Source organism: Vibrio sp. S234-5, from assembly GCF_000960595.1.
In the GTDB taxonomy this organism is placed as follows: Bacteria; Pseudomonadota; Gammaproteobacteria; order Enterobacterales; family Vibrionaceae; genus Vibrio.
Genome location: NZ_JZAM01000132.1, coordinates 25,097 through 33,811, shown reverse-complemented (window position 1 = coordinate 33,811; position 8,715 = coordinate 25,097). Strand labels below are relative to the sequence as shown.

General features: G+C 41.3%; 7 protein-coding genes and 1 pseudogene. 3 read left to right on the top strand and 5 right to left on the bottom strand.

The window, feature by feature from the left end; genetic code table 11:
- Positions 1-368: pseudogene (locus UF06_RS05620) on the bottom strand (transposase); the annotation flags it as partial.
- A gap of 462 nt (positions 369-830) precedes the next feature.
- On the opposite strand from UF06_RS05620, the gene ltrA reads away from it, so the two are divergent.
- The gene (ltrA, locus tag UF06_RS05610; RefSeq protein ID WP_045569572.1) at positions 831-2,303 is read left to right on the top strand and encodes a group II intron reverse transcriptase/maturase; all 1,473 of its coding nucleotides are present in this window, start codon (positions 831-833) and stop codon (positions 2,301-2,303) included.
- 487 nt (positions 2,304-2,790) lie between these two features.
- On the opposite strand, the gene UF06_RS05605 is transcribed toward ltrA, so the two are convergent.
- The 3 genes from UF06_RS05605 to UF06_RS05595 all read right to left on the bottom strand — a co-directional run bounded on the left by UF06_RS05605 (position 2,791) and on the right by UF06_RS05595 (position 5,835).
- On the bottom strand, positions 2,791-3,270 hold the full coding sequence (locus tag UF06_RS05605) for a DUF1456 family protein (protein ID WP_031777658.1): 480 nt from the start codon (positions 3,268-3,270) through the stop codon (positions 2,791-2,793).
- Between the two features lie 402 nt (positions 3,271-3,672).
- The gene (locus UF06_RS05600) at positions 3,673-4,065 is read right to left on the bottom strand and encodes a hypothetical protein (RefSeq protein ID WP_045569571.1); all 393 of its coding nucleotides are present in this window, start codon (positions 4,063-4,065) and stop codon (positions 3,673-3,675) included.
- A gap of 477 nt (positions 4,066-4,542) precedes the next feature.
- A complete protein-coding gene (locus UF06_RS05595; protein ID WP_045569570.1) occupies positions 4,543-5,835 on the bottom strand; it encodes a site-specific integrase in 1,293 nt (430 codons plus the stop codon).
- A gap of 871 nt (positions 5,836-6,706) precedes the next feature.
- Between UF06_RS05595 and UF06_RS05590 the strand changes: the two genes are divergently transcribed.
- Both UF06_RS05590 and UF06_RS05585 read left to right on the top strand, forming a co-directional pair.
- Complete coding sequence (locus tag UF06_RS05590; RefSeq protein ID WP_045569569.1) at positions 6,707-7,423, top strand: hypothetical protein; 717 nt, start codon at positions 6,707-6,709, stop codon at positions 7,421-7,423.
- Positions 7,424-7,731: 308 nt separating this feature from the next.
- Positions 7,732-7,968 (top strand): hypothetical protein, encoded by a 237-nt coding sequence (locus UF06_RS05585; RefSeq protein ID WP_045569568.1) that lies wholly within the window; start codon positions 7,732-7,734, stop codon positions 7,966-7,968.
- A 91-nt stretch (positions 7,969-8,059) separates the two neighbouring features.
- Here UF06_RS05585 and UF06_RS05580 read toward each other — a convergent pair whose 3' ends face one another.
- Positions 8,060-8,260, bottom strand: coding sequence for a hypothetical protein (locus UF06_RS05580; protein WP_045569567.1), 201 nt, complete (start codon positions 8,258-8,260; stop codon positions 8,060-8,062).
- Between the last annotated feature and the right edge of the window lie 455 nt (positions 8,261-8,715).

The window sequence follows — 8,715 nt, the reverse complement described above, 5'->3', positions numbered from 1 at the left end:
AGCACGAGCAATATTGAGCAGCTCACACTGGCGCTTTATCGGCAATGGGGTGGATTTAACCAGCGAACTCTTTCGCTGGGCTCGGTCTAACGACCGAGCACTTTGGCCAAAAAATCATTTTCCATGGTCAATTGACCGATCTTGGCGTGAAGTTTGTCCACTTCTTCGGAATTCTCTTTTCCTGTGTGATTTTCGGTGGCAAAAATCATGGCTGCGTTTTCAAGCAGCTCCTTTTTCCATGTCGAGATTTGGTTAGCGTGCAGGTTGTATTTCTGAGCTAACTCAGCGACGGTTTTATCGCCTTTAGCGGCATCGAGTGCCACCTTAGCTTTAAACTCAGGAGAGTGGTTTCTACGTTTTCTAGTCATAATCTGTCCCTGTATTGTTGGGTACTATCAAAACAGATCGACCACTTAAAGTCATGTCCGAAAATCGGGGGCCACTTCTGTAGTCAGCATGATGAACAAAAGTGAATCCGTCCAAGGTGCGTTATACGATGAATCAGCGGAAGTGGTTAATACGCTGTGGCCAAAAGGCATGAGAGTCGGAAAGAGATTGCCCCATGCTCTTTCGTGATCGTTGAACTCTCCGCACCATAGCGGGCATCTAAACTGACATTGCGTGACATACGGAACACGGTAAGCCTGTATCACTCCCTCTGGGAAAGTCTATGCGACCGATAGTGATGCAGGTAGAGGATGTTGGAAAAAGCGAAGGCTGCATTGTAACGATGCAGATACAGGCAAATGTCTGGCACGAAAGTGAGCTGACTTCCGACTGGTCTTCCGTTGCAAGAGAATTTGAAGAACTTTATTCAAGGAGAAACGCAAATGATGATTTCAATAGAGATTAGTGCCTCTCCTAACAGTGCTCAATGGCAATCCATCAATTGGAAAGCCGTTGAATCCCATGTTTTAAAGCTTCAGATGCGTATTGCAAAGGCAACACGAGAAGGTAAACACGGCAAAGCGAAAGCGTTGCAGTGGATACTGACTCACTCGCGCTCGGCAAAACTTCTTGCTGTTAAGCGGGTATCTCAAAATAAAGGCAGTAAAACGCCTGGAATTGATGGCGTTATCTGGAATACAGATACGCGCCGCATGAAAGCAGTCAATCAATTGAGCAGAAAAGCTTATCAAGCCAAACCGCTCAAGCGTATCTACATCCCCAAGAAAAACGGCAAGCTCAGACCACTGGGTATCCCCTGCATGGTCGATAGAGCGCAGCAAGCGCTTCATCTTCTTGCTCTGGAGCCTGTATCAGAAACACTTGCCGACCCTAACAGCTATGGATTTAGACCAAACCGCAGCACTGCCGATGCAATCGCACAGTGCTTCAAGTGTCTGGCATTAAAGAAATCAGCTCAATGGGTTCTTGAGGGAGACATCAAAGCCTGTTTCGACAAGATCGGGCATCAATGGCTTATGAATAATATCGCCGTAGATAAACGCATGTTAGAACAATGGTTAAAGTCTGGTTTTATGGACAAAGGGCTGTTCTACCGTACTGACGAGGGAACACCACAAGGTGGGGTCATATCCCCGACCTTGATGCTAATGACTCTTGCAGGACTTGAGCAACGCATAAAGTCTACCGCACTCAAAAAGGGTGCTAGAGCCAACTTTATTGGATACGCCGACGATTTCGTCGTCACCTGTGCTTCAAAGGAAGTGCTGGAGAACGATATCAAACCGTTGATCGCTGAGTTCTTAGCGGAAAGAGGCTTAACACTCTCCGAAGAGAAAACGCACATTACCCACATCAGCCGTGGTTTTGACTTCCTAGGTTTTAATCATAGGAAGTACAAAGGAAAACTGCTCATTAAACCGAGTAAATCCAACACTTTGATGCTCTTGAGTAACTTGCGCGAACTCATCAAGAAGCACGCAACCATCCCCGTTAACGATTTAATCAAGTTGATAAATCCGAAACTCAGGGGTTGGTCGAATTACTATCGACACTGCGTTGCAAAACAGGTATTCGGATATGTAGGTAACAAGCTATTCCATACGTTATGGCACTGGGCTAAAAGGCGTCATCCAACAAAATCTAGAACTTGGATCGCCCTTAAATACTTCATCAACCGTCAAGGTCAATGGCAATTTCACGGTTGGCAGAAGATCATGAATATGGATTGTCAGTTCAATCTGTTCCAAATAGCTAAGGTGCCAATAGAGAGACATGTGAAAATCAGGAGTGCCGCTACGCCTTTTGATCCTCAATACCAAGAATACTTGGCTAAGAGAAAATCAAAGAAGCCATGCCGTAACTCTTGGCATGAGCCTGCTCTCGCTGCTTTGTAAGTTGCTGGGTGCCAACTGGTGCCTTCGTGAAGGCTTGAGCCTAGTGCGGTGAAAGTTGCACGCTGGGTTCTTAGAGGGGCGACACTTGGTAACAGGTGTCGTCTACTCGACAAAATTCGTATTACCTAATGGCGTCAGTCGTGACCCTGCTCGCATGACCAAAAGTATGGAAAAACTCTATATACGTGGCCAGTTTTAGTGAATCACTACAAGATGTCTAGAATAGCTTGACCAGAATAGAGGCCCCTAACTGGCTTAAGGTTTTAGCTTGGCTTTATCTTGGTAGGGTCATAGGGGGCGGTGTGTGTCTTGATTCTAAAAGCCGACCAGATTTCAGCGTGGTTTGATAGGTATCTACTGAAGAAAGACAAGGAGTAGACGTGATTGTGAAGCTCTAATATCGGTCTTTAACATGATAAAAGCGAGTAACCAGATGAAATGGTTCTCGCTTTTTTAATCAATTACCACGTTCGATTCGAGATAAAAATTACCCAGTAAACTCTTCAGAATCGGGACGATTGGTAAACTGCACACCATTTAAGAAGTCGCACAGCAGTTGGTCTTCACACTGTTTGTAGTTTTTGTTGTTTGGCTTGCGGAAATACGCACCAATTTCGTATTTACTTAAACTAATACCAACCACTTCTAATACGTCCAACACATCTTCTGCTTTCATGTCTAGCGCAATGCGCAGCTTCATGAGAATCATGTTATTGGTCAACGCGACTTCTGGCTTAGGTTGCTCGCCATCTTTTTTGCCTCGCTTGAGGTTAATAAAGCCATTTAAGAATACCGCTAACTCCTGATCCTTCATCTTAACGCTAGATTTTTCGCTTTCATCTTTTAACCAGTTTGCCACTTTATCGTGAGCCACAGTGACTTCGGCCTGCCCGAAAGCTTTCATTATCTGTGCGTTTTTAAGGTTTAACGCGTGTTGGATACGACGTAAAATTTCGTTGTTAGTCACTAGGGATTCCTAAAATGAGTTCTAAGGGTGAATAAAAATCCATCAATTACATGTGATCTGTTGGTGTCTTTATTCAATAGCGTAGTTGACGGTGACTCTAACAGAGAACACGTTTCTTCGGTAGGTTAAAAAATGGAGATAAGACGGCCTATTCGAACTAGTTGGCGAAGTTGGTAAGACCCCACATTCATAGACACTATGCTGATTAGAAGAAGTAGTTCAAACCATCTCACTGTGATTTGTGAGATTGAACGTTACTGGCAAGGAATGGGGCATTTTCGAGTCACAGAGTCCGCACTCCCATTTGTGATCACCAAGCGATTCTGTCGATACGCAAACAAAGTTAGTCTGTCATATGTTACAGACCAACTGTTCACGATATTTCATCCTAAGTAGAGTTTATTAAACCCGACCAAAAGCTTTGAGAAAGTTCTTGGGGTGTTGGTGAAACCTTACATGCTCGGGGTGATTAACCTTCCTCTTTCCCCTAAAAGGCGGCGCAATGTATCCCCAATTTGAACATCTTGAGAAATATATTACGTAATCAATCTGTGCATTCTGCCATTGGTCAATAACAACGGTATTTTCATCAAAGCATTCTACTGACTTTACTTGAATTCGGTAGAATTTGTTCCCGTCAGAAATAAGCACATCGGTCTTCATGCCATGATCGATCATGGGCATAAATACTTCCCAACCATCTTGCAATAGCCAGCTTGCCAATAGGGTTTCGTAAGAGATGCTTTTGTAGTGTTTTTTAGCTTCAGAAGAAGTGTGGAGTGTTCTTACAGGCATAGTAATATCCTAATTACATGCTGAGTGTCTTTTTAGCACAAGACAGCCAGCGAAGCCTCCCTTATAGGATAACTTCAATTAGGATTCACAATGGCTCTATTGAGATCTCATCAACTAGTAATGGGAGCTGACCCTAGTCTTCTACCTGTTTGGTTACCTTGACTATTAATACTAGTGTTCACGTAGCGTGAGTGAATCGGTCAGTGTTTATATTAAAATAAACAAAGATCCTGATTTCGTCAATTTAACTAATGATGAGAAAGCTTCACTAGACAGACAAGCTGGCAGGAACCCAGAACAATAGACACCACACTGATTAGAAAATGTAGGTCAAACGACCTTCCGCAAAGTTTGATGGAAAAACATCCTGACCTGAATTGAAAGGGGTCAAAACCGTGTTTACTGTGAGCTGGCACTTAATAAAGATCACATTGGATGATTAGTCCAATGTGTATAAAGAGCTAGATAGTTGGAAAGTTATATGTCATTTGCGCACTTGAGCATGCCTAGACGTTCATTCAATGCCTTTTCCCAAGCTTCCAAGGCAGCTCTTTTTTCATCTAGGTATTCATACATATCATAGTGTTTTGAGGAAACATCAGAGAATGCGTGGCCTTGTATGCGATCTCGAATTTCTTTTGATAGCTTTATTGTCGCACCGAGAGTTTTTACTGTTCTTCTAAAGTCTCTGCCGATGAAAGGTCTAATCTCTTTTGTTCGGGATTTATAAGTTAAGAGCGCTTGAGCAATTGTGTGGGTGGGCATGTGCTCGAGATGTTCCGTTTTCTTATAAAAGACGTACGGACTATCTTGGGTTGCATTATCCTTTAACTCTTGAAGGATTTTGATCGCTGTTGTGGTCAAGGGAATCACGTGGGGAATGTTAGTTTTAAAGTTGCCTTGTTGAACAGTTAGGTGCTTATCTTTGAAGTTAATATCACGCCACTCAAGCGTAACGATTTCGTATGGTCGCTGCCCTCCAAGATAGAAGCAAAGTTTTATTACTTGGCGAGTTTGATAAGCTAAATCGAGGTCTTCATATCGATGATCCATATCCCAGAGTAGTCGTTCGACTTCTTCCCAGCTTAAGAAATGTGTCCCCGCTTTTTCTGCCCACGTTTGCTTAGGTATGTCTGCGATAGGATTTCCTGAAATACCAAATTTTGTATTACGGTTTTTGTAAGCAGGATCACTGTCATAGAAGCGACCAAAGTTGAAAGCAGCATGAAGGATAGAACGTATTTTGTTGCTTTTAGCGGCATACCCAGCTTCAATCGGAACCGCTAATATGTAGATAAAATCTTCAGCTTTAAAATCCTTCGCCTTACGTTTGATATCTAAGTAAGGAAATACGTTATCTACAATTTTTTTCATTTCATCTTGATAAGTTCGCTTTCCTTCAATTCTCTTGTGTTCAGCATGGAGTGTGATTAATTGCTCAAAGCTACCAAGTTCGTTTGCTTCACGCTCTTCTCGAGCTTTTTCTTCAGCTCGGTACTTTAGCTCGGCTTTTGGGTCGATTCCTTGAGATAATAGGTCACTGTATTCTTTGCACAGATCACGGGCATGGGAAAGGGTCATACCTGGAAATTTCCCAAGAGATATAAATTGAGCTTTTGAGTCTTTGAAGTAGCGGAACTTAAAGTTGATTGAACCTGAGGGCATGACTTGAACTCCGAGCCGACCTTTTCCTCGTTCTCCTGTTTTGTCCCACACGTAATATGGACTTTTCTTCGGCTGTAATCCCTTTATCTCTTTTACAGTTAGCATTTTATCACCTCAACTCACGAACTAGCGCAACTTGACTAACAGTAAAGTTAGTCAAGTAACTAGTCAAGTAAGGAAGTGATTTAGTGTGGTTGTATGTAATCGTAAGTAGTATGATTACTATCTGGGTTTACTGTAAGTGATTGATTTTATTTTTGTTTGTTAATCTTGTGTTATCGTTTGAAACTATAAAGCCACATCACTTCTAAGGATGTGGTCGTAGGTTCGAATCCTACAGGGCGTGCCATTTATTTCGGGGCGTAGCAGGTTAGTACTTGCTACGCCCTTTTTCGTTTTTGCTGTTTTTTAGTCAACTAATAAGCACCCTGCCGTTTTTCCGGGCGGATTTTTTGAACGGCATAGTGAAAGTTATGCTCATCCCACCAAAACCAAATCACAACTGAGTTCATCTTAGCAAGAGCAATACAAACGGTTAGACTGTGAAGACGCTACTCTATTTGGGATGTATCGAATCAAAGATGAACACTGTTCCAATCGTATAAGTATAAATTTCTGTCGATGCATTACTATTTAAATGGTGATGTAGCATGCTCCGTCAATTTTTTAAATCAGTATATATTAATTGAATAATATTTAATTTATTTACTTTCCTATTGTTGCTATGGTTTTTTTCTATCTTGTGTGTAAGAAACACACTGTTTATTTCAATCACAAGATTAATTTATTTTTATGACTAGATCCTGACATTACTTTGTTAAAAACTGAAATAGGCTAGAACACATTATTAATTATTCCATTTCAGGTAATGCTTAAATGTATTCTAAAATGAGAGCCCTAATATTCGTAAAATTTATATATTACAATTTATAAATATAACGATCACTATCAGCTTAAATCGAGTAAGGTTAATGAAATGAAAATAAAACTGTTCACTATAATATCCCTCATTGTATTGATGAATTTTCCTAGCATAGCCGCAACAAGTTCCACTGTCATAGGTGATGTATATTCAGACCAAATGGGCAAAAGCTTATATACTTTCGATAAAGATCCAGTCGGCGAGTCAGTCTGTACGAAGGATTGCGAAAAGCTTTGGCCACCATTGTTGGTTAATGAGCAGAATCAATCGGTATATTTAAGTAGCCAAGGTTTCAGCATCATAACAAGGTCGAATGGCACCAAGCAATGGGCGTTAAATGGAAAGCCTCTATATCGCTGGATAAAAGATACCAATAGCGGGGACATAAAAGGTGCAGGTATTAAAGGAGTTTGGCCACTTGCGCGAGCTGATGACGTATCAATAAAATTGTTCAATGATGAGAAACGTCGCTACTTAGTAGACAGAAATAACTTTACTTTATATACATTTGATCAAGATAAAGTCAATGAATCAGTTTGCTTTGACGATTGTGAAATCAACTGGCCACCTGCTATTTTAGATACAATGTTAACAAAAAAAGATCTTTCAAATTTAAAGCTCACAGGAGGCTTTGGTTTAATTGAGAGAGAAAAAAACACCTACCAGTGGACATATGAAGGAAAACCTCTCTATCGTTGGGTTAAAGACAGTAAAACAGGGGATACCAAAGGAGACGGAATTAATGGGGTGTGGCATTTATTCATTAAATGAGCTAAAGAAATGCAGTTTAAAATAGGAACATTTTGTGATGATCTCGTGAAAGTGTTGACAAAAAATTCTGGATATCCTCAAAGTATGCCATGCTGGTCGCGAGGTTTATAGCCTCGCTTTGCTCAGCTCTAGCACTTGAAAGAAAATAGCGCCTTTAGTTATCTTTTTGGTGACCTTTATCTGCTTAGCTTCTTCTTTCAGAGACCCTGCCGTTTATGTAGTTATGACTATTGTGAAGTACTTATCATCTTTTTGTGCAACGATATGATTATCTCTGCCTTAGTTTATAAATTGATGCTGAGGTTAAAATGAGCATGAGGTTTTGTGAGAAATGTGCCAAGCAAACAGAACATAAAGAGATCATCAAGCAGAAGCCATCAAAGTATGGCAAAAGTCGAAAAGAGCAGTTTAAAGCATTTCTTGAAGGCTTCTTCTCTGGTGTTGCCAGCCCAGCAGGGGCGTCGCTGGATCTGATAGAACGATATGTGGTCTGCACGCAATGCGGCGATCAGACTCTAGAAAATCATGGCAGTGAGTTCCAGTGAGTTAGGAAGAAGAGAAGTCAATTTGTTGCGCTGAATATGACATGGGCTGGCAATCGATTTTGCATTGCCAGCTTGTCTGTTTGGCTACAGGTTATTTACAATGCGGGTCCTGAACTGAAACGGCTTTTGCGTTGGAGTGGTGATCAAACTTGACGTTGATGCGAACGCCGGCCTTCTCAAAAACCACATCGTCGAAGTCGGTCATGGCGATTTTATAGCCGTTGTTGGCAAACAAGCTCGTTACCTTGGTTCGCTGCCTGATTTGCAGTGCAGAAGTGAGTAGTTTATCCATGTTAGTTAGCCTCGTTGTTTTGTCGCAAGCGTATAAGTTCTTTTAATTGTAATATGATACTAGTTTATTAACAAATTTCTGCGGTGAATGATTTAAGCGTATTTATGCAATAAATGGCGAATAGTTATGATTGAGTACGCTTATTGAAGTCCATATTATGCTTAAGGTGTTTATTTGTGATGTGGATCTACATCTAAGGCATTTTCTTTAGGAGTGGAGTTTAAAAAGTTGACATAACTGGTTACAAAAACTAGCGAGCTGTTCTTTCAAGTGGGTCGATTTCATTGCAGTTTCAACGTACGGCGAGTGTCTTTATCCAAACGGATTCCCGTTTTCTGCCTTAACTCCCTTTGTCTTGCTTTTGTCAGTAATGTCACCGTAGTGTCAAATTGAACGCTGCTCAATTGACTTTGTCTGCCAAGAAAAATAGCATCCCGTTCGCTAAGTTACCCGAT